17 protein-coding genes are annotated in these 19,553 nt (G+C 53.1%); 5 read left to right on the plus strand and 12 right to left on the minus strand.

Annotation, left to right across the window (positions count from 1 at the left end; all coding sequences use genetic code 11):
* Nucleotides 1–408, minus strand: a complete 408-nt coding sequence (locus tag K1W69_RS24395) for an SxtJ family membrane protein (RefSeq protein WP_220231088.1) — start codon at nucleotides 406–408, stop codon at nucleotides 1–3.
* The gene (locus tag K1W69_RS24400) at nucleotides 405–2,246 is read right to left on the minus strand and encodes a carbamoyltransferase family protein (RefSeq protein ID WP_370688309.1); all 1,842 of its coding nucleotides are present in this window, start codon (nucleotides 2,244–2,246) and stop codon (nucleotides 405–407) included. Before K1W69_RS24400 ends, K1W69_RS24395 begins: the two co-directional genes overlap by 4 nt.
* 218 nt (nucleotides 2,247–2,464) lie before the next feature.
* Between K1W69_RS24400 and K1W69_RS24405 the strand changes: the two genes are divergently transcribed.
* Nucleotides 2,465–4,015, plus strand: coding sequence for a glycosyltransferase family protein (locus K1W69_RS24405; protein ID WP_220231089.1), 1,551 nt, complete (start codon nucleotides 2,465–2,467; stop codon nucleotides 4,013–4,015).
* A 5-nt stretch (nucleotides 4,016–4,020) separates the two neighbouring features.
* Here K1W69_RS24405 and K1W69_RS24410 read toward each other — a convergent pair whose 3' ends face one another.
* Nucleotides 4,021–5,541 (minus strand): AMP-binding protein, encoded by a 1,521-nt coding sequence (locus K1W69_RS24410; RefSeq protein WP_220231090.1) that lies wholly within the window; start codon nucleotides 5,539–5,541, stop codon nucleotides 4,021–4,023.
* A gap of 290 nt (nucleotides 5,542–5,831) precedes the next feature.
* On the opposite strand from K1W69_RS24410, the gene K1W69_RS24415 reads away from it, so the two are divergent.
* Both K1W69_RS24415 and K1W69_RS24420 read left to right on the plus strand, forming a co-directional pair.
* The gene (locus K1W69_RS24415; RefSeq protein WP_220231091.1) at nucleotides 5,832–8,330 is read left to right on the plus strand and encodes a hypothetical protein; all 2,499 of its coding nucleotides are present in this window, start codon (nucleotides 5,832–5,834) and stop codon (nucleotides 8,328–8,330) included.
* 23 nt (nucleotides 8,331–8,353) lie between these two features.
* A complete protein-coding gene (locus K1W69_RS24420; protein WP_220231092.1) occupies nucleotides 8,354–9,229 on the plus strand; it encodes a nitroreductase family protein in 876 nt (291 codons plus the stop codon).
* Between the two features lie 40 nt (nucleotides 9,230–9,269).
* Here the strand turns inward: K1W69_RS24420 and K1W69_RS24425 are convergent, their stop codons facing one another.
* The 8 genes from K1W69_RS24425 to K1W69_RS24460 form a co-directional block, all read right to left on the minus strand.
* Nucleotides 9,270–9,533, minus strand: coding sequence for a YMGG-like glycine zipper-containing protein (locus K1W69_RS24425; RefSeq protein WP_220231093.1), 264 nt, complete (start codon nucleotides 9,531–9,533; stop codon nucleotides 9,270–9,272).
* A 140-nt stretch (nucleotides 9,534–9,673) separates the two neighbouring features.
* A complete protein-coding gene (locus K1W69_RS24430; RefSeq protein WP_220231265.1) occupies nucleotides 9,674–9,985 on the minus strand; it encodes a tetratricopeptide repeat protein in 312 nt (103 codons plus the stop codon).
* On the minus strand, nucleotides 9,986–10,585 hold the full coding sequence (locus K1W69_RS24435; protein ID WP_220231094.1) for a tetratricopeptide repeat protein: 600 nt from the start codon (nucleotides 10,583–10,585) through the stop codon (nucleotides 9,986–9,988).
* 6 nt (nucleotides 10,586–10,591) lie between these two features.
* Nucleotides 10,592–10,822, minus strand: coding sequence for a hypothetical protein (locus K1W69_RS24440; protein WP_220231095.1), 231 nt, complete (start codon nucleotides 10,820–10,822; stop codon nucleotides 10,592–10,594).
* Nucleotides 10,823–11,761: 939 nt separating this feature from the next.
* A complete protein-coding gene (locus tag K1W69_RS24445) occupies nucleotides 11,762–12,709 on the minus strand; it encodes a hypothetical protein (protein WP_220231096.1) in 948 nt (315 codons plus the stop codon).
* A 39-nt stretch (nucleotides 12,710–12,748) separates the two neighbouring features.
* Complete coding sequence (locus K1W69_RS24450; RefSeq protein ID WP_220231097.1) at nucleotides 12,749–13,675, minus strand: DNA/RNA non-specific endonuclease; 927 nt, start codon at nucleotides 13,673–13,675, stop codon at nucleotides 12,749–12,751.
* Between the two features lie 32 nt (nucleotides 13,676–13,707).
* Entirely contained in the window at nucleotides 13,708–14,511 is an 804-nt protein-coding gene (locus K1W69_RS24455; protein ID WP_220231098.1) for a zinc metalloprotease, read from the minus strand.
* Nucleotides 14,512–14,601: 90 nt separating this feature from the next.
* Nucleotides 14,602–15,579: an endonuclease/exonuclease/phosphatase family protein gene (locus K1W69_RS24460; RefSeq protein WP_220231099.1), complete on the minus strand. Its 978-nt coding sequence runs from the start codon at nucleotides 15,577–15,579 to the stop codon at nucleotides 14,602–14,604.
* A gap of 186 nt (nucleotides 15,580–15,765) precedes the next feature.
* Between K1W69_RS24460 and K1W69_RS24465 the strand changes: the two genes are divergently transcribed.
* The gene (locus K1W69_RS24465) at nucleotides 15,766–17,379 is read left to right on the plus strand and encodes a hypothetical protein (protein WP_220231100.1); all 1,614 of its coding nucleotides are present in this window, start codon (nucleotides 15,766–15,768) and stop codon (nucleotides 17,377–17,379) included.
* On the opposite strand, the gene K1W69_RS24470 is transcribed toward K1W69_RS24465, so the two are convergent.
* Nucleotides 17,376–17,684 (minus strand): hypothetical protein, encoded by a 309-nt coding sequence (locus tag K1W69_RS24470; RefSeq protein WP_220231101.1) that lies wholly within the window; start codon nucleotides 17,682–17,684, stop codon nucleotides 17,376–17,378. The two genes, K1W69_RS24465 and K1W69_RS24470, sit on opposite strands and share 4 nt — an antisense overlap.
* 953 nt (nucleotides 17,685–18,637) lie before the next feature.
* Here K1W69_RS24470 and K1W69_RS24475 point away from each other — a divergent pair.
* Complete coding sequence (locus K1W69_RS24475; RefSeq protein ID WP_220231102.1) at nucleotides 18,638–19,552, plus strand: hypothetical protein; 915 nt, start codon at nucleotides 18,638–18,640, stop codon at nucleotides 19,550–19,552.
* Nucleotide 19,553 lies beyond the last annotated feature (1 nt).

Raw genomic sequence — 19,553 nt, forward strand, 5'->3', positions numbered from 1 at the left:
TCAGTATGGCCTTTCCAGGTCAGTGTCTTTCGGCGGCTTCTGCCGCATAATTCGGTAGGTTGTCGCTGCAGCGTCGCGGCTGCGATGCATCGGATCCTTGCCAATCAACTTCATGATGAGAGCCGTTGGCGTAACAATCAGAAAAAACAGGACGCCCAGAATGATCCGGCTGTTGATCCAGCCGAGCACATTGCCGAACCGTTCCCAGCCGCGATAGACGGGCGCGAGCGACATGGGCGCAACCAGGCTCCAGACGAGGAGCACCGCGGCGATGACGGCAGACGCCGTGACCGTCGGCGTCTGCCAGCGCCAGGGCAGCAGCACGCATCCGAAAAATGCGAACAGCGCCGCCAGTATCCAGGCGAAACGCCTCAATTGTTTTGCGGTCAGGGATGTGTCGCGGGTCAATCCAGTGCGAACTCCTCTTTCCAGGCCTCGTCCTTCTCCCAGGGCGTCTGATCCTCTTTCAGCAGAAGGAAGTTGCCGACCACCAGAACGTCCATCTCGGTGCGCATGAAACACCGATAGGCGTCTGCAGGCGTGCACACGATCGGTTCGCCCCGCACGTTGAAGGACGTGTTGACCAGAACACCGCATCCGGTCTGCGCCTCAAAGGCCTTCAGAAGCGCGTGGTAACGCGGATTGGTGCCCTCATGCACGGTCTGGATGCGCGCCGAATTGTCCACATGGGTGATCGCCGGCAGTTGCGAGCGTTTGAGATTCAGCTTGTCGATGCCGCTCAGCTTCTGCTGTTCTTCATCGAGCTCAACCAGCAAATCCTTCCGCACATCTGCGACGATCAGCATGTACGGGCTATCGGCATCCATGTCGAAATAGTCCGACACGCGCTCGCGCAGAACCGAAGGCGCAAAGGGCCGAAACGATTCCCGGTACTTGATCTTGAGGTTCATGACCGACTGCATCTTCGCCGATCGCGGATCGCCGATGATCGACCGGCCTCCGAGCGCGCGCGGGCCGAACTCCATACGCCCCTGGAACCAGCCGACGACCTTTTCTTCGCCCATGAGACCGGCCAGACGCGACATCAGTTCCGGGTCGTCGAGCCGCTGATACCTGGCGTCTGCGGCGTCAAGCGCGGTCCTGATCGCTTCGTCGTCGAATTCAGGTCCGAGATAGCTGCCTCGCATGGCGTCGCCAGGAACCGCGATCCGTTCCTTCTGCTCGTAGACATGCCAGCCAAGCAGCGCCGCGCCAAGCGCGCCGCCTGCGTCGCCGGCCGCCGGCTGCACCCAGATATCGTCAAACGGCCCCTCTCTCAAAAGACGCCCGTTCGCTACGCAGTTCAGCGCCACGCCGCCGGCGAGGCACAGCGCCGTCTCTCCGGTTTCCTCATGAACCGTCTTCGCCAGTCGCAGCACCACCTCTTCCGTGACCTGCTGGATCGAGGCGGCGATATCCATTTCCTGCTGGCTGATCGGGCTTTCCGGCCTGCGTGGCGGACCACCGAAAAGCGCATCGAAGCGCTTGTTCGTCATGGTCAGTCCGGTCGCGTAATTGAAATAGCTCATGTCGAGCCGGAAGGTGCCGTCGTCCTTCAGGTCAATCAGATTGTCGAGAATGGCGTCCACATAGGTCGGCTCGCCATAGGGCGCGAGGCCCATGAGCTTGTATTCGCCGGAATTCACCTTGAACCCGGTGTAATACGTAAAGGCCGAATAGAGCAGTCCGAGCGAATGCGGAAAGTCGATTTCCCACAGCGGTGTCAGTTCTCGGCCGTTCCCGACCCACACCGAGGTCGTCGCCCACTCGCCCACCCCGTCGAGACACAGTACGGCGGCGCGTTCGAACGGGCTTGGATAGAAGGCAGACGCGGCGTGCGACTGGTGATGTTCGGCGAACAGAAGCGGCGGCAGGTCCTTATTCTTCATGTCGCCGAGTTCGGCCAGGTCTTCGCGGATCGCCTGCTTCAGATACAGCTTGTCCTTCAGCCACACCGGCATCGCCGCGATGAAGGAGCGAATGCCGGAAGGCGCATAGGAAACATAGGTTTCAAGAAGGCGCTCGAATTTCAGGATCGGCTTGTCGTAGAAGACGATGCGGTCGATCTCGCTTAAAGTCAGACCTGCGGCTTCCAGGCAGTACGAGATCGCATGCACCGGAAATCCGGCGTCATGTTTTATGCGGCTGAAACGCTCTTCCTGCGCAGCCCCGACGATCTGGCCATCGACAAGAATCGCGGCGGCGCTGTCATGATAGAATGCGGAAATACCAAGTATGTTGCTCACACGGATCTCTTGTCGATCACCAATATTACAGGACAGATCCGGTAAACTGCGGATTATTCTCCCGAACGGTGGATAGAACAGTTGCTACTGTCATTTCAACCGGAATAACAGTACCTACCCCACCCGGAACCTGATGTAGTGATTGTATTTACAATTTTTAAATGAAAAATTTCCAAGTTTCCCACGCCCGAAACAACCGCGGCGCGAGCAAATTAAACGTGCGAACCAAATCCACTAAACCAGCCAACGAGTCTTTGTACCTCGGTCTTGCCTGGGGTCTCATCGCGTTTGCCCTGTTTGTCGCGACCAGTGGCAATCTGGAGTTTCACGTAGACGAGGTCATTACTTACCGCGTCGTTCAGGAAACCTGGTCGGAAATCGCCCGCGAGCGCCTGGGGGCGACGCATTCGCCAGTCTATTTCTGGCTCGTCAAACCGCTGTATTCCATTAGCGACGACCCGCATATCCTTCGCTATCCCTCGTCGCTTTTCTCGGCGATCGGTTTTGGCGTGATGGTCGCCGCGCTCGGCTCTGCGATATCGAAACGGATTGCCAACATATACGCGATCGGCCTCATGACATGCCCGGGATGGATATATCTCGCGCATTTCGCCAGGCCCTACGCCCTGCTTGTGATGCTGATGATGCTTGGCATGGCCAGCCTGCTCGTCATTCTCGCGCGCACGCTTGCCAAAGAACAGGATGCGATCGGCCAGCCGGAAACCCCGCTAAGGCATTGGATTATTCTCTCCGTCTCCACGGCGCTTGCTCCGGCTGTTCTCATGTCGGGGGCGCTTTACGTGGTGGCGTTGTCTTTCACGCCGCTGCTCAATGCAGATCTCAGACGAAGCAGGACATTCCTCGCCAGATGGTGGCGGGCGATGTTGCCGGGTCTGGCGTCGGCGGCGCTGTTTTCATGGCTGCTGTCGTCGGCGATCATTCGTAAATCCGATTCCTATTGGGTGGACAGGAGATCTCCCCTCTCGTTCGACACTTTCTCTCGTGTCGTATCCCGCACGTTCTCTTCAATCGATCCCTCATGGACAAGCGCGTCCCAGACGCTGGAATCAATCATCGCCGTGGCAGGCGTCGTGCTGGTTTTGAGCGCCTTTCTGCTGCGATCCCGACACAGAGCGCTGTTCTGGACGGCGCTGCCGGCCGCAATTTCACTGCCAATCCTCTACGTCCTCATCAGTTTCAAGACCAGCCTGATGGTTGACCGATATTTCTTTCTGACTACGCCCGGGGTGTTCGCGCTGATCGCCATCAGCACCGACTATGTCTGGCGCAAGCGCATTGGCGCTGGCCTGCTCCTCATACTGCTTTCAGGTCTCTTGTTGCAGGCGGCGAATGCGTATTTCTGGCCACATACCCAGCGCCTCTGGCGCAACTCCGTGGAACACATGCTGGAGGCGCGCAAGGATTCCGACGTGCTGGTGGTTTATCCTCCGAACCGCGTTCTCACGGTCAAGATCATTCTCGACTATGAATTCTCGCTGGATGAGTCCATCGAAGTGACGCCCGGCCCCGGTTCGGACGAAGAACTGGAGCGCCTGATAGCCGCCACGATCGAGCGTGAGGGCCGTATCTGGATCATCGATGACTGGCAAAGCAGGAATGTGCGCCCCATCCTTGATCGTCGCTCTGATCTGGCGGCCTGTCGCATGCGTCACAGAAGCAGACCCGTCCATGTGATCACCGACCGCGCCACCCCGAACCAGCTGCCGAAAACCTGCGAGGCCTATGGGGAGACGCCAACCTCCGGCTAACCGTCCTATGCCAGCATATGCCGCAGTTCCGTCTTCAGCACCTTGCCGTAGGCGTTCTTGGGCAGATCCGGCAGGTGGACATACTGTTTCGGCCGCTTGAACCGCGCAATCTGATCGAGGCAATGCCGGTCCAGTTCTGCGTCGTCCAGTGTGTGTCCTTTTTCGGCCACGACAAAAGCGACGACTGTTTCCCCCCATTCTGGATCGGGTTTGCCGACGACCGAAACCTGCGCCACGGAGGCGTGCGTCAGCAACGCCTCCTCCACTTCACGGGGATAGATATTGGTTCCCCCGGAAATGATCATGTCCTTGGACCGGTCATGCAGGGTGACGAAACCATCCTCGTCCATCGTCCCTATGTCGCCGGTCCGCAGCCAGCCGTCGCGGATCGTTTCGCGGGTCGCGGCTTCGTTTTCCCAATAGCCTTTCATGACCGGTGTTCCGTACACCAGGATTTCGCCGATTTCACCATGGGGCAGTTCATTGCCCTCCTCGTCCGCAACGATGACTTCGACAGAAGTTTGCGCCACGCCTACCGAGCCAAGGCGCTCGCGCCATCGCGGATGCGTCCTGTCGACAATCAACTCACGGGACAGCGCGGTAATCGTCATCGGGCTCTCGCCCTGGCCGTAAATCTGCACGAAGCGCGGCCCAAGCACGTCCACCGCCTCGATAATATCGGCCACATACATGGGCCCGCCGCCATAAACCACGGTCTTCAGCCCCTCGCCGTCATAGCCAACCGATTTTGCATGGTCCACCAGGCGACGCACCATCGTCGGCGCCGCGAACAGGCACAACTGCTTCAATTTAGGCGCAAGGGTCACGATTTCCGCGGGATCGAAACCTCCGGACTCCGGAACGATATGACGCGCGCCGCGCAAGGTGAAGGCGAAGCTGTAGCATCCCGCTCCATGCGATATCGGGGCGGCGTAGAGCGTGCAGTCGGAATGGCTTGTGTCGTCCACGCTGTTGAAATAGGTCAGCGTCATTGCAAGTATATTGCCATGGGTCAGCATCACGCCTTTCGGACGACCCGTCGTCCCGGAGGTGTAGAAAAGCCAGGCGATGTTACTGTGACGCTGACGCAGCGGTTCGGCGACAGGATCCGCGTCGTAGAGGCCGGTGTAGGCGTCGCTGTTGACGTCGATAAGAGGGAGCCCCGCGACGGTGGCCTCCTTGCTGATCCCCGCCAGATCCTTGCCGGCGCTGATAATGAGTTTGGCGCCGGAATTCTCGATGATCCACGCTGCCTCGCGGGGGTGCAGTTTCGCATTGATCGGCGCCACTGTGGCGCCCGCGATCCAGACGGCGTTCATGACCTCCAGATATTCGGTCGCATTCGCCATGAAGATGGCGACGCGGTCGCCTTCGCCGATCGCGTACCGGGTCTGCAAGGCGCCCGCCAGTCCTTTGGCGCGGCGGTAGAACTCTTCATAGGTGGCGACAACGCGCTCGCCTTTCAGGAGCGCCGGCGCGTGAGGGTAAAGCTGCGCCGCCCTTTTCAGCCACAACGCAACATTCATTGCGCCAATCCCGCCGTTTCGACCTTTTCAAGATAAAACAACGCCGCCATCGACCGCCTCTCCCTGGAACCGCTCCAAACCATCACCTTTTGCCCCTTGCTGTTCGTTTATCATCCGGCGGAGCCAGAGACAACGAACGCCAAATGACCTGAAAGATTCTCTCCGAAAGGTTGATTCTGCGGCGATTTTATCTGATGTATCGAACGTTGCCGGAAGGCGCGACGCGTAACCGCCTCATATTCATCAACGCCTGATTTTACCGGTCAAGATTGCCTGTTGGAAAGGACGCCATGGGAGAAGAAAGCGCGAATGCTCATCTCGGGCTTCCGTGGCCAGAAGCCTATATGGACCTGAAACCTCTGCTTCAGGAAAAATGGGGCGTGGGCAATGAAATCTATCTTCACCACAAGCTCAGCGGCAAATCCGGCGCCGCCGTCTATACGACCGACATCAACAGCAGCGAGTTCAACGGCCAGGCGATTCTGAAATTCGACCATTCGAGCGATTCCGGGAAAAAGGAACGCGACGAGGACGAGCGGCATCAACTCGCCTACGAAACGGCTCCGGAATACGCCGCAACCCATTTGCCGAGGATCCTGCACACGCTGCATCACGGCGACAGCCTCGCCATTCTGTCCACGATCGCCGGCCAGGGCCTGGAATTCGCTACTCCATGGGCGGAATGTTCGCACCGGAGACAATTGAGCGTCGTACTGGATTTGTCGCTCGGTCTGCTCGAAGGCTGGAATGCGGGCTACACGTTTTCCGAAGGACTTCGATCGCCCCAGGATCTGCTGTGGAACTGGCTCGACTATCGGATGGATCCGAACAATGGCGGACGCATCCACGCTTTTGTCAACGACACATGCGGCGTCGCGCCCGACGACAGCAGCTTCGTGTTCGAAGGTCGCTGGTATCCCAATCCTTTGGCGTTTGCGGCAAGACACGCCGATTTCGGCAGTCGCTTGAGATTGCGCGCCGTCATGGGTCAATCCCACGGAGACCTCCACGGGTACAATGTCCTGGCGAGCACGGCGAAGAACAGCCCGACCACCTACTACCTCATCGATCTGGCCATGTACGAGAACAGCCAGTTCCTGTTCTACGACCACGCCTATTTTGAGATCAGCCACCTTCTGATGTCTCGCGAATACACCGACGCGACGAACTGGCAGTCGCTTCTCTATCACCTCAGGCCCTTTGAAGAACAAAGCACGGCTATCGATCCCAGAGGCGACGATCTCGGCTTGCTTGAACTGATGAAGGAGTGGCAGAACGGGCTGACGGACTGGGTCCGGGATCACCATCAGTCACGCATTTCCTATATGCAGAACCAGTACCTGCTTGCGCGGGTCGCCGCGGGATTGAACTTCACCCACAAGATGTTGCCTGACAAAAGCCGTCGTATGGCTTTTCTGTTTGCGGCGCAAAACCTCAAGGATTACCTCAACCACAATTCCATCGACTGGCCGAAACACGGGTCGAACTTCATCCTGTCCGTTCCGTCGTCCGAAACGGTCGTGTCGACATCGGCCGCGCCGCCCCAAAGCGACGCGCCTCACGCGTCGAGACACCGCGACACCGAGCATCCTCCGCTACCGGCAAAGCCGTCGATCGCGGTGCTGGCGTTCAAGAACCTCAGCGGAGACGTCCGCCAGGAGCGGTTCTCCGACGGCGTCACGCAGGAGATCATCACGGCGTTGTCGCATGTCGACTGGCTTATGGTCATCTCGCGCGGCTCGTCTTTTACCTACAAGGATCAGGAAGCCGATGTCATGCGCATCGGACAGGAACTCGGCGTGCACTATGTCGTGACCGGAAGCGTGCGCAAGGCCCGCTCACGCATTCGCATTTCCGTCCAGCTGATCGACGCGCGCACCGGCCAGCACATCTGGGCGGAACGGTTCGATGACGCCATTGTCGACGTGTTCGACCTGCAGGAGCAGATCGCCGACACCATAGCAGCCAATATCGATTCCCAACTCAAGCTCACCGAGCGCCAGCGCACGCAACGCTCTGCCGAACATCTGGGCGTCTGGGAACGCTATCAGGACGCTCTGTGGCACGTATACCGGGCGACGGACGATCATACGGAACACGCCAAGCGGCTCCTGACAGACATCATCAAGGACACGCCCAATTACAGCGCAGCCCACGCCCTGCGCGCGATCATCCTATGCCGCGACGTAACCGTGTGCGTCACCGATATGCCTGAAAAGGATCTGGAAATCGCCAACCAGGAGGCGACGCTCGCCGTTTCCCTCGACGAGACGGACAGCCTGCCGCGTGTCGCCTTCAGCAGGGTTCTGATGCTTCAGGGGCAAACAGAACTGGCGATCGATCAGGCGGAAGAAGCCGTCGCGCTCAATCCGAGTTCCTCCATGGCCGTCATGTGTCTTGCCTTGGCGCATATCTGGAACGGCGACGCAGCCGGCGCGCTGGCGCCGATCGACATGTCGATACGGCTCAGTCCAAAAGGCCCGTTTCACGAGTTCAAGCATATGATGAAGTGCATGTGCCTTTACATGCTTGGCGACATCGACGAGGCGGCAAGAGTGGGCCATCACGTCGCGACAGGACAGCAGACCGGCCCCGTCGGGCCCATGATCTATGCGGCGATTCTTGTCCGGCAGAAACGGCTCCGTGAGGCCGCAGACATCATCGCCAGGCTGCACGAAGCCTGGCCGGGCGTCACGCTCGATCACCTGAAGAAGAACTGGAAAAGCATGCACCCGGATTATCTCGCCGCCCTTGTGACGGACCTCGCTGCGGCCGGCTTGCCGGAGTAGCCTGCAGCAAGGAGGAGCAGACAATGACCGTTAAGGGCAGGACGAGCGATTTTCGCGACGTCGTTGAAAGTCGGCGCAGCACGCGCAAATTCGTCAAGGGCAAGGAAGTCGGCCGCGACGTGCTCGAGCGGATCGTCGAGTGCGGCCGCTGGGCGCCCTCCGGCGCCAATGTGCAATGCTGGGACTGCATCGTCGTTCACGACCCGGCCATGAGCGAGGAAGTCCGCCAGGTCTTCCTGCGTCAGGCGCAGCGGCTTCGCGACCATGCAAAGGGATTTCCGGCGGTCTCCAAAAACTATCTGTCCAACACCGTCGCGATCATCATCGTGATCGGCGATCCACGCTGGAAGGTCTGCTTTCCCCAGGCGACCAGCCCCGAATGGGACGAGGAATACCAGGACAACAATGAAGCGATCTTTCTCTGTTCGCTCGGCGCCGTGATCCAGAACATCCAGCTTGGCGTCACCGCCGAGGGTCTGACCTCCGCCTGGCTTTCCGGCGGCGGCGAAGACGCCACCAACCGCGAGCTCAGCGCCCTGCTCGGCTATCCGGCGTGGATGAAAGCCTACGGGACCATTCCGGTCGGCTTTCCCGTCGCCGAACAGGACCGGCGCTACCGCCGTCCGCTGGAACAGCTCTGCCACTGGGATCGCTACGAGCCGCGGCAGTACCGGACCCATGAGCAGATCGATTTCTACGAAAGCACGCTGCGGCCATTTACGATGTATCGCGACGACGAGGACATGCGCGACTGGCCGGATTTCGCCGAAAAACTCGGCGACTGGGCGGACGCCTTCACAACGGATGAACCCAATCCGTCGGGCAAGCTGGAAGACGAAGCCGACTTTTCGAAGCCGCGCACAGTCGGAAAAGCAACGAAGGCGCGCAATCGGTCCTGATTGCGCGCCTTCGAGCGAAATGTCTGAACGTCGGTCTGCGTCAGTATCCTGACGGACAGGCGTCGACGTAACGTCGGCCATACCGGTCGCGGTAGTAGCACCGGTTCGAGCCTTCGGACACCCGTCCGATCACAGCGCCCGCAACACCGCCAACAGCAGCGCCGACAGCCGCGCCCTGTACATTGCCGGTGGCGATGCCGCCCACGACGGCGCCGGTTCCAGCGCCAATCGCAGCGCCCTTCTCAGTCGGCGTGCAGCCTGCAATTGCGAATGCGGCGAACACCAGTATCAGCCATTGTTTCATTTGTCGGAGTCTCCTTCTTATCGGTGGTGATAACGAAGGGAGCGCGAGAGAGTTCCACGGGAGTTTGGGAAGGTGGCGAATCGCTCGGAGCGAACCGTGCTGGTGAGGAAGAGTCACGCAGGCATGACAACGGCTGCAGTTCACTGATTGTGCTTGCTCCTCCAGTCCCGAGCCATTGCTTCGGCTCTGGAGATTTGCTCCGGCGTCATGGTCTCGGCAAGTAGCGCGCGGTTTAGAGCAGCTTCGGCGTGATCCTGATCGATCGCCAGGGAATACCACATGTAACCCTCCACGCGATCGGCTGCGACACCCTCGCCGTCCTCGTAGCGATCCCCTAGCGTGAAATAGGCTTCGGAATTGTTCTGCTCTGCCGCCTCGAGCATCCAATTTAGGCTTGACACGTTGTCCTGTTTGACGCCAGCGCCATACAGATACATGACGGATAGTGACATTTAAGCTTCAGGCGATCCTTGATCAGCAGCCAATCGAAACCAGATTGCGGCGGCAGTTTCGTTGGCCGGCACGCCCTTGCCCAAGTAATACATCATGCCAAGCGCCAATTGCGCGATTGGTAGACCCTGATTTGCAGCGTTTCGATACCAGCGGACCGCTGCCACATCGTCTTGCTCCACACCTCTGCCGATCTCGTACGACAGAGCGAGACCGTATTGCGCGCGGTCAAAACCCTGATCGGCCGCTTTGCGGTACCATTTCGCCGCCGCCTTGTAGTCTTTCTCCACCCCTGCGCCACGTTCATACATGGTCGCCAGATTGTATTGCGCCGGCATGTCTCCCTTCTCCGCCGCCTTTTGATACCAGAATACGGCCTTGCGGTTGCTTTGCGGTGCCCCTATGCCGGAACCGTACATGAGCGCCAATCCGGTCATTGCATCCGCCGAGCCGTTTTCAGCGCCTTCCTCATAGAGTTGTCGCGCCAGTTCGTAGTCGCCGCGATTATAGGCGTCCGTTCCCTCCTCAAAGCTGCCTGCAAAACATACGTTCGAAGCCAGAAGAACCACTGGTAGCCCGACAAAAACACGAGAAGTAAACACCTGAGTTTACTCCTTGATCTCAATCCGGTCGCAAATACAGCAGAACTCGGACGGCGTACTGAAATCCATCGCTATGAACAATTTGCCGATAATCTCTTCCCTGCTGAAGATATACCTGAACCGGGATTTGACTGCGTCAACGTTGGCGTGATCAATCTTGGCGTGGAAGCAATCGAAGATGACGTTCAGCGGGTGCTCGACGCAGAAGGCTATCGCATGGACGCCAAACAGATCCATTCGCAGTTTCTTCCTCTCCCCCAGTTCGAGTTGGAGAGACACTCTCTCAAATGATCAGAAAACCTGCCTGATCTCGAAATCATGCAGACTGGGATTACGGAATTTGGTCAACTCCAATGGTGCGCCGGCGGCGTCTGCGTTCATCCCTCTCCCTTTCCTCATGCAACAGAGCATGTCAGACGGATTTTTGGACTGTAAACCGCACGACGATTCTAATTCCAGCGCTTAAATCGACCCGGCGTCAGGCAATCTCCTCAGCGCATAACATGGAACATATACGGAACATTGTTGCTGCATAAGCGATGCATTTGTGTTATGATTCAGAGGAAGCACAGACGCCACGACGACCAGATTCAGCGGCCAAGGATGGATTTTCCGGATTCCCGAAACAAAGCCAGATTTCACCGATCCAGGCGTTTCGTCGGCAAGATCCGAAAAAACACGGATTCCCGAAACAAACCCAAATCAGCAGAGGCGTGAGAACCCCAGACAAAGCCTGAATCGCAAATTACCGAAACGAAGCCAGATTTCGGCGTCGCCGGACATAAACGAAGCCGAAAACACAGATTCCCGAAACAAAGCCAGATTGACAGGATTAGCGGATTGAACAGCGCCAGCGCCGCTCCAAACGCGGCATTCTGAATCCAAATACAGTACCGATTTCAATGATTTAGGATGTCTACTTGAGACATTGGTGCGGTCGAGAAGACTCCCAGGCAGCCTTCATTCTTTTATTTTCAATAAGTTAGCCCAGCTTTGGGTCTAAAATGTAGCACAAAAAGTGGCACAAAAAACAGAGACAAACTAGGGGACCTTCACTGATATGATTTCACCCGCTTGTCTAACTTCTGGAGCATTCCAGCTCACTCCGTTGGTACATCATCACTGATGGTCATTAGAAAGTTCCGGACGATTGGGAACTACAAATAAAATTGTCGTCTATATGAGGTCGGCACACCGTTCTAGTGGCACCCATTCAGGATTTGTACGAATTCGCGCTTGGTCTAGGGATTCGGATTTGTATTTTTCCTGCTTGGACAATTTCAGGGCTGTTGTTAGATCCTGATTTGCCTGTTCAAGATTGTCTGCCGCCAAACCGACTACAACCACTTTTGCTCCATTTGCTAACCAAAGTGTTGGTGTTCGGCCAAAAGCTTCAGACCCATATTTTTCAATTTCCTCTTGTGCAGTGTCGCAGTATTGCGGGCTATATGAAGCCATTTGTAAAATAATCTGAGTGTCGTTGGATGAAATAACTGAAGCTCGCGGCTTGCTGTCTCGGCCAGGCACTGCGTATTCAATTTCGTCGTAAAGCCAAGCTAGCTCTACCTCAAGTAACCCACGCTTTATTTCGTCCCCTGCTTGAATTTCGCTCACTGGTTTGGTCATTAATAATCTTACTTCTTCCTCTTTCTCGAGAATTAATTTCTCTATCTCTTCTTTTCGCTCAATCAATGCCTTGTAATACCGAGTCCAGTTACCTTGAGTGGCATCTGGTGTAGTATTCCTGCCTTCAACTCCGCTTTCCGGATCATACCCATCGACAGTAAATGCGTAATATTCAGCAAACCGGGATCGCAAATCCAAACTCTCATTGATCGCCGTATTGAAGTGCTTCGTAAGAAATTCCTGCTGACGCGATTGGCTCTCGAAATTCAGTTTTGCGTCGTATTGCAATTGTTGGAATACAAGCCCCCAACCCTCAATCGCCGCCGGTATCAGGACTCCGGCAAGTCCAACTATCATGGTGCCATAGACTACCTTAAGCAGTCCCATCCGCGCTTCGTATCTTCGTAGCTCAAACTCTTCCGATTTGAGTCTTTGCTCGGGCTCATCCCGATGCCCTTGCCCCCGCCTATCAGGCTCAATTCCTTCTTCGTGAGCCATATACTCCTCCTTCAGATCACCTTGTTCAAATACCTGATATTACAAAATAATATCAGCCGGAGAGAAAATACCCGGGCTATTCCTACCTTGGGTCGCACGGGCAAAGCGGCGGATTGCTTCCTCGGTCAATTCCAGTGGAGAGCCTGATGCGCTCTCATACAACACGCCCCTCAAACCGGCCTCCGTAATCTCTGATCTAATATTGTTCCGACGGTCAAATAGCATCGGATCATACTTTCTCAGCGTCGAAAACGTCAGACCTGACAATACTTCAACCGTGGTGATCCGGACCTGCTCTAGTACGGGAGCGAATGGAAGCGGCTCCTCGGTGTCATAGTCACGTTGCCAGACCAAGAAAGCAGCTGCGCGCACTTTGTCTGAGACTAGGACAACAATTATTTTCCAGAAGCCAGCTGGAATTTTCACCGGCTTTTGTCCTGGAGCATTGGTGATTTCGGGGTCATCCGGGGTAAACACCGGACCCGTAAATACGCAGGCTTGGCTGGAGTTATCGTTAGCTAATTCAAGCATCCAGTCTTCAATCTTACCCCAAGCAATGTCATGAAGATTCTCGTGCTGAGGGCAGATGTTCGAAAAGTAATCGCTTTCCAACTCGGCTTGGCGCGCATCGTCCGGATTCCCCCATGACATGCTCTTACGGCGTGCCATGTGGCCTCGATCCCAATCGTTTTTCCAATAGCCGCGTTTGTCTCCCACTTGGAGGCTCGTAGGTTTGATTTTCGGATCTAGCTTGAAGTTTCTTTTCGTCCACTGCCCTTCGGGCAATGAAGAGCCATCAACATTGTGAGCCGAACAGGCTGTGAATCCTCGCCGCTTGTTGAATAGAACTGAGATTCTTGAATGATGGACAAATTGTCCACCTAGGTACAAATCCTCAACGATCGACGTGCTTGCCGTCGGCAATGGAATCCTGTGCCCCTGTAAAAAATTCTCATCGTATCCCATTCGCGCCCCCACCAAAATCGGATATGTGGATGCTACATACGCATGGCAATCAAATCTTCATGCCCGTAAAGCGGCCTGAGAGTTGTAAACGGATGAACCAGCCGAATTGGCGTGCCGTTTATTTCCGTCAATGCGCCACTCCACACCAAATTGTATAACTTCTTCAGATCATCACGATCTGTCGCTGTCATGAAGCTATCTTTCCCATAATTCATAATGGAAAAAGGCTTATGTTCGTTATGTTCGCCGAATACCTCACTTGCCCAGGTTTGCTCTTCAATCTGCGCAAAAAAGTGCCTGAGACCGAATACATGGCCAATCTCGTGCGCCATCGTTTCCGCTTGCTCCTTCGGGCTTACATCGAATAGGTCAGGATACAGAGTCAGCTCATGACGTCCGCCATCTGGCAAGAATGCGCTTGCCAACGTACAGCCCACGTTAGGGACGCATTTCTTGTGAGGGCTAACGACCAGTTCGAAATCCCAGGCATCTCCTGGTCCAACTTCCTTGAACTTAACTGGAGCAGCATCCTCCCAAAGCAGAATTCCTTCTGCCAAGATATTTCTTAAATAATCTCGCGCCTGGTCCGGATTCCTAAAGATCGTCATTGACCGTTCATTAAATCTCCATTTCAGAACGACCTCCTTCGCCCAAAGCGGGATGAACCCGTCTCTGGCATGCACAACCAGTTCAGTCGGAGAAAGGCCTGTTTGAGGATCCGAATGACCCAGTGAATCTGTTTCACATACTGCACCGTTAGCGTATATGTGTGTCACATCCTTGAAGTCCTTACCCAACCGCTTGGAGTACTTCATACTTACAGGGTTAGTCGCCATGAATTCAGATCCTCCTTTAGAAATACAAATTCTATATTTGCCAATACGTTTCAGTTCGATAGCGTGTCCTAACAAGACTGTCGCTTTGTCCTAATCAGGGAGGACATCCCCTGGCCTATCAAACTGTTGGGCTTTCTCCTCAACCTCATCGATGTCCTGAGTTTGAATTGAGACATTCGACAGCATCGCCTCTTCCGAATGCTCTGATTGATTTAAGAAGCCACGAAGCACCGCCCGGATCGGCCGGTGATCTGAGTATCCTTTTGGATCTCCGTCACAGTACGCTTCTTCAGGAAATAGTATGGTGGCCTGAGTTGCTTCCGCAGCCATCCGCGGAACATAGATTTGGTCAAGCATAGAATTAAAATTCTTGCTGCATTGGGTAGGCATCGGATTGTCAGGCGTCGCCCACGTGAGACCAGCGAATTTGGTGAGATTGGTGAAAGTGTCTAGATTAGCTCCCGTCAGCGGACTGCCGTCCGGATCAATCGGAATATTGCTGTCGCCGAGTAGAATTGTCGGGAGACTCTGATTTCGCAGCTCAGCAGCCAATACCTTTGTTTGGTGGCGCCTTACGGCTGGTTTATTGCAGCACTTTAAATGCATCGTTGCGATCTGAAACTCGGTTCCAGATTCGTAGTGAAGTAAACGCAGCATCAAAACGCCTCGCAGAGACCAATATGGGTCGCCATATGTGCCTGCTGCGTCCTGAGAACGAACCATGTGAAATTCGGTTGTAGCGAGTTGTCGGAAATCATCCGTGTTGTAGATTATTCCGAGTAAGTCGTCCTTGCGTGTTCTGTTTACACCACTTTCGCTTATGACATAGCGCCAACGGCCGCCGCGCTCTTCAGCGAGTGCTTTGGTGTACTGGTAAAGAGCCTGAGGACCTTCGACCTCCTGAACTGCAAGTACGTCAAGCGCACCCATCTCCCTTATTTGCTGTGCCACCAAACTTGGAGACGTGTCGGCATCAGATTCAGTATTGAAAGTCACAACAGTCAAATCAGCCGATATCGCGAGACCAGCGCAACACATGACCCAGCAGAATACTGCAATTCTAATCATTTTGCCCCCCCGGACTTGTCGCTGCCGTATGACTGTATTTGGATGTGCAACCCGTGGCCGTGAAAAATTCGTGAAAAACACAACCAATATAAGAATATTCTAGGGGAAATGCCGCCAGCAAAATAATCTAAGGTTGCATTTTTATTAATACTTATTAATTTCAGCGTTGGATTGGGGGCAATTCAAATGAGATTTCTTATCTTTTTGGCAATTGCGGGCGCCTTGTCAGCCTGCACTTCAGGGACTGTCATTGAGACGTTGGATAAAGTCGATCCTGCTGATTACTTAAATGGAGCAGTTACAGAGTATTATTTACCGGAAGGCAGGATAAAATTAGCTGTTAAGTACACGGATGAAGCGGAGAAAAAGAAAGCAAGCATTGAAATTTCCAAATTTGAAATGGAAATTGTGCCAGATCCTGCAACGCTATATAGACTAGTATATAAACAGAAATATAATTTTTCAGACAAAATCGATATTAAGCTGACTTCAAATCGGTTACTTGAGAAAGTCTCGACAACCGATGACGATCAAACCGTACCGATAATCAAGAACTTAGTTTCGATATTAGAACAATATTCCAATGTTCAAAAAGCTATTGACCAAAAAAATGAGGAAAGGCGGGATCAAATCACATCGCTCGTTGAAGGCGGCGAGAAAGAAGGCAACAAGACCAAAAAACCTGGTAAATGTGGGGACTTCAGCTTTAATCTGTACTACAAGATTAATAAAACTACTTTCAATGAAAACAACAAAAAAGGAAGTGCAGTTGAACTTATAAATGTTGACCCATTCAAGTTGAAGCCTACCAATCAAGAAGGCTTTAGTAAATTTGACGGCTTTGAATATTATCTAGGTGAACCGAACAACTGCAATATAAAATATCAAGTCCGCATATTGAAAAGAAATACAAAATTTAATTACAAGCACAAAGAATATTCTGCAAATTCTAATATTACAAATGATTTAGATAGCGTTAAACTTTCACTTCAGAGTGCCAATGTAAATAATTGTAAAACTGCGGTTTGCTTCAAGATACCAGAAGAATATATTATAACAGTCCTACTCAAAGCATCGAAAACGAAGACTCAAGATTCAAAGTTTTCAGGATCGTATCATGGTTTCTCTCAGGTAAGCAGCCAACCCGAAGCAGGTAAAGAGCCTCGCACACCAGATAAGAAAACCTGTTCAGGTTTGCCTACCGGCCATATCATATTCCGTAAAACAGCTACTATAAAAATCAAGGGCGCTATTGAGGAGGACGTACCAATTGACTTGTGTGCGACAAAATCAATCGTAACAGGTAAATTAAGCGGCAATGGATGGGAAAGGAGAATACAGGGGGAATTAAAGCAGACTTCAATTGGAGCTTGGGACTCTGAATTGATATTTGTAAAGGCAGAGGCACAAAAGGTAGAGGAGCAAAAGGTAGAGGAGCAAAAGGCAGAGGAACAAAAGGGGGAGAAACAAGAGAAATCAATTAAAAGTCTAAATGGATCGCTATCTTTCAACTCTACAGGTGAGACAATTGTTAAAGTTGATGGTTCAATCGCTGCGGTATCCGACGATGAAGAAGTAGCAAATGCGAAAACCGTCGCCAGTGTTTGGGCGCCATCAGATCAAGCCCTTGGAGTACTCTTTTTTTGGCGGAAGCAGTTCGTGGCAAATAGCACAACGGCGAGCTTTCAAAATGGAATGTTGACGGGATTGACCATAGACAACCCGAGTCAAATATCGGCATTTTTGACACTGCCAATTGAATTGTTGAAAGCGGTGCCAATCATCATTGCTCTGAATTAATGCTGTTTCCATTCGGCTTCCACCGCCCGAAGAATCCGCTTAAGCGTCTCGTTCTGCTGTTGCTGAGTAACCTCGATACCCTTTAGCCTTACCCCAACATCTCCTGCCCGTTCTTTGACACGCTGAAGACGACCGGACATCTGCACGATATAAGCCGGCTGGGACGACAGGTTTGTCTCCAGCACGGTCACCCACTCGCCGAGTCCGAACCACATGCTCATACCGCCGATGATCATGCCAAGAATGGTGATGATGTTGCCGACGGATAGGTGCCAATCGAAGAACCGGCGCACGTTGCCATTCATTAGACCACAAAAGCTCCCAATTTTTGTACGTTAATTGGTATGCTAACTCCGCCTCAATGGAGCAGTGCGGGTCATACTCCTGCAGGGCATGGATGCCGGCGAGACAAACCGTCTCTCCACTCAACCAGATCGCATAACCGTCGACTAACCAGGTAAAACACTCGTAACTGTCGCAGAACGAACGGTCTGTGCGCTGGCCCAGATTCCAGTCCCGATTCCAATGCTAACCGCCGATGGACACGCTAGTTAGCATTGAAGGAGTTTTGGACAGCGCCGGCCTCGAATGCAGCAGCAGTTGTGCCTGCGGAATTTACCTGCTTGGTATTTCCTACTTACGGAAAAACACAAATGTAATCGATGGCTTGTCGAATTAATTAGCCGGAATATTTTGATATTTCAGAACACTGAGAGTGCCGATATTTCGGCATTTCTTCCCTAGTTGCGCTGTCGCGATGTTATTTTCTTCTGCTACTTATTAGATATTGACTATCTATTGCAATTTATACGTTACTGGTGTTTTTATGTGTAAATCACTTATGTTGCAACTTTTGGTATTGGCTTCATAGCTTGTGGCGATGAGCCGGGATTATGACGGCACAACTCGATGCATACATGACGGCTGTAAGTTTTATAGAAGTTTGCAGGCTGTTCGATCTAGAATCAAACCACCTTTAAACAGGGAGCTGAAATAATGGAAAATCAAGCGTCTGAGGAAAAGCCAACTCAATATCGAGCTTATTGCCGTTCAGAAAATCGCTTTATCGGTCAGCCAGGCTCGCATCAACATGCTACTCGGCAAGCAAATCAGCACCTTAGCGGCAATCCATTTCACAATTGCGTTCCAGTTCCATACCGCTCAGAACTAACAGAAACAGAAAATTTGAATAGCAATCAACAACCGTGAGTTAGGCTTGCCGTAAATCTTCAGTGATTCCGATGTAGAGATGGTCACAATGAAAACGCCGTTTATGACTTTGCCATTTTTACTACTATTTGTTTTTACTGCGCACGCAGACACTCCACGTCTACGGTATATCCAAACGTTTAATTACTACTGGGATATGAAAGGCGAAAGACCTTACATAAATTTCGATGCTCCGTTTTTTGGTCGATTTGCCATGCATCAACCAGCGCTCTTCTATGAATGTGAGATGTTTGGTGATCGAGGCGAATGTCATTTCGGCAAGGATCTCGCGTCTCTGAAAGAGAACTGGATGTATAACCCTAATATTCATGAATGGTCCGAAGACGATACACCGTGGTTCACTATCAATCCCTATACTACCGAAGAATTGTTCAATGAAGATTCTGATTGGGCATATGTACCAATGTGTAACGAGCCGTTTAAAACGCTACCAGATGACTCTGTTCATTTCTCTGATTTTGATAATCCAGATTTCATCAAGAAATTTAATCTTGAGCTGCAGGCGTCGGAAACCGTTTTTACCGATCAGTTCTTGTCATGGATAGAAGCTGACGATCAGCTCACAGCAGAGATAGGAGATGTTGGCCTGTTGTCTATTCGCGCCAACCAAGCGTTCAGGCATGCTTGGAAACAAGGGCGACTGAAACGACCAGCCATTGTTCTTGCCGTAGGAGAGTGTGGGGCTGGTGAGGTTAGTGTTGATATCAAATTTCGCGAGCCTACAGAACGACTACAGCTGATTACAGATTTTGATTATCTGATTTGCGAGAGAGAAGGTCTTGATCCTTGGAATAGCAATGAATGCCCAGATGTTCGCGACTCTGTTCAGGAAACGGAACTACTTGCTGGAAAATATCGCGCCAAAATCACAAGGAACTCTGGCAAGGTACTATTTAGAGAAATTGAAATAGACGATTTTGAAGATGAAGTAGTTAACTTCTAGA

Origin of the sequence: Flavimaribacter sediminis, assembly GCF_019492055.1 — a bacterium.
Classification (GTDB): domain Bacteria; phylum Pseudomonadota; class Alphaproteobacteria; order Rhizobiales; family Rhizobiaceae; genus Flavimaribacter; species Flavimaribacter sediminis.